The organism is Undibacterium sp. GrIS 1.2, assembly GCF_040544435.1.
GTDB lineage: Bacteria > Pseudomonadota > Gammaproteobacteria > Burkholderiales > Burkholderiaceae_D > Undibacterium.
The window spans coordinates 1-2,602 of sequence record NZ_JBEONP010000128.1 but is presented as its reverse complement, the minus strand read 5'-3'; the positions used below and the strand labels follow the sequence as shown (position 1 = coordinate 2,602).

Sequence of the window (2,602 nt, the reverse complement as noted above, 5' to 3'; positions counted from 1 at the left end):
TCACATGTGCCGCTTCAAACAAGAAAACCAATCGCAACAGTGGCCACACCCATGCTCGACTTTACTGGTTTGGGTATTTTGCAAGAAGCTCAATATATAAATCCTTTCTTGGAGTCGCACCTCAGATGAATGCAATGATCCACTCTTCCGAAGATGATCTGGTTTTTCTGGATGAACCAGAGGCTAGTGATGCTTCGGCAGTGAGCAAGCTTCACCCAACATGGCGCATTATGATCATCGATGATGATCCTGATGTCCATTCAGCGACGACATTTGCGCTCGGCAGCCTGGAGATTCAGCACCGACCGCTTAGCTTCTTGCACGCATACTCTGCCGCAGAGGCGCGTGACATTCTCCAGAGCGAAACTGATATAGCGATTATTTTGCTCGACGTCGTAATGGAACAAGAAGACGCCGGTCTGCAACTCGTTAGTCATATCAGAAAAACCTTAGGCTTATCCGATGTGCGGATTATCTTACGCACCGGACAACCTGGTTACGCACCTGAGATTGATGCGATCCGCGACTATGACATCAATGATTACAAAACCAAATCAGAACTGACACGCACCAAGCTATACACTGCCGTTACATCAGCAATTCGTTCCTATGAACAAATCTGTGCCATCAGTTTCAGCCGCCGAGGATTAGAACTCATCATTAATGCCAGTACGGAGTTAATGGCGCTGCAGGGCTTACAAAATTTCGCGCTTGGGGTTTTAACGCAAATATCTGGTTTGCTAGGTGGACATCCTGAGGGCTTTGTTTGCGCTCAACAGGGTGGCAATCCTGAAAATGAATTACTAGTTATTGCAACAACCTTTTCTTTTAACGAGTGGATTGATCGCCCCTTAGGTGACGTCGCCCAAGAAAGTGTGCATGCCATTGTGCAGCGATCTATGCAAGGACGTAGCAATCTGTATGAACCTGAATCGACCACACTTTATTTTAGTAATGTCGCGGATCGAGATCTGACTGTCTACCTGAATAAAGGCCTTGATCTTAATGACATGGATAAACGGTTGCTGGAAGTGTTCTGCAGCAACGTCTCCGTTGGCCTAGATAATGTCATGCTGACCTCGCGCTTGCACAGCTATGCGTTTTACGATCCTCTGACTGGCTTAGCCAATCGCTTAAAGTTACTGCAAACGTTAAATGAAACCTTGCAATCGCCACTCAAAAAACAAAGTGCATTGTCCTTAATTGACATTGACCATTTTGCAGAAACCAATGATGCGCTTGGTCACCAGTTTGGCGACATGTTGCTATGCGCTGTCGCGCAACGGCTGACAAAACATTTTGGCAACGATTGTCAGCTAGCACGCGTAGGCAGCGATACTTTTGCGCTACTAGGTGATGAAGAAATGGTCTGCCCTGGTGCGATTTTGGCGCTCTTCCACCCTCCTGTTCAAGTTGATCGCCAAGATGTACAGTTGTCAGCAACAATTGGTTTAGTCGCCCTTGGCGATTACGATGGCGACGGATCAGAGGCACTAAAAGATACTAATATTGCGTTAAAACGTGCCAAATCACATCAACGCGGTGGGTTTGTCTATTTCACCAGAGATATGGGAGTAGAAATCCGCGAACGTGTTCGTCTGATGCATGCTTTACGTTCTGCGTTTGAGAGCGAAAAACTATTCTTGGTATTCCAACCGCAAGTCGATATGCGTAATGGTCGGGTAGTTGGCGCGGAAGCTCTGCTACGCTGGAAGACGGATGAGGGCAAATTTATCCCTCCCGATCAATTTATTCCGATTGCCGAATATTCTGGCTTGATCGTTGATATTGGTGAATGGGTTATGCGTACGGCGTGCCACGAACTCGTCCATCTGCGCAGTCTAGGTTACGAAGATTTCCAAATGGCGATTAACGTATCTCAAGCACAGTTTTCTCACCCGCTGTTTATGCAGTCCTTGCACAATGCATTGGCTGATACCAAAGCACCGCCAGAAAGAATAGAACTAGAAATCACCGAATCCATGGCGATGAAAGACCCTGAACTGCTGATCAAAACGCTGTATCAAATCAAACAGTTAGGCATAAAAGTATCGATTGACGATTTCGGTACGGGATTCTCATCTTTAAGTCACTTACAAAAACTTGATGTAGATAAACTGAAGATCGATCGCGCCTTCGTCAACGAAATACAAGAAAATTCTGGTGATGGCAGTATCGCCAAGATGGTCGTCCAATTAGGACAAAGTCTGGAGCTTTCTATCATTGCCGAGGGTGTAGAAAGCGAAATGCAAGCGCGAACCTTAATGTCGTTTGGCTGTCATTTGGCGCAGGGTTATTACTATGCCAAACCTATGACCAAGCAGGATTTACATCCTTGGTTAGAAAATCAAAAGCAATTAGTAAAAAATACTTAGTTCCGTTTACTAGGTCTGCTGATATCAAATTATTTCAATAGTGGTGCAGTCAGGTGATCAGACAGATCACTGATATGCGCCACTTTCTTATTTAATTACTTATTTAATTACTTATTTAATTACTTATTTAATTAGAGGTTCTTGCAAAACGAAACACCGGAGAGTAATTTTATTGCGAGAAGCGCAAAATAGATGAGAAAGGAGCGGCCATTTCTGGCAAGATGAAA

1 protein-coding gene is annotated in these 2,602 nt (G+C 44.9%); it reads left to right on the top strand.

Annotation, left to right across the window (positions count from 1 at the left end; all coding sequences use genetic code 11):
* Window positions 1-134: 134 nt before the first annotated feature.
* On the top strand, window positions 135-2,375 hold the full coding sequence (locus tag AAKU61_RS22370; RefSeq protein WP_354335817.1) for a bifunctional diguanylate cyclase/phosphodiesterase: 2,241 nt from the start codon (window positions 135-137) through the stop codon (window positions 2,373-2,375).
* The last annotated feature ends 227 nt before the right edge of the window (window positions 2,376-2,602 follow it).

What these genes read in the sequence shown, in the direction of transcription:
- AAKU61_RS22370 (WP_354335817.1), top strand. Translation starts at nt 135, where the DNA reads ATGATCCACTCTTCCGAAGATGATCTGGTTTTTCTGGATGAACCAGAG.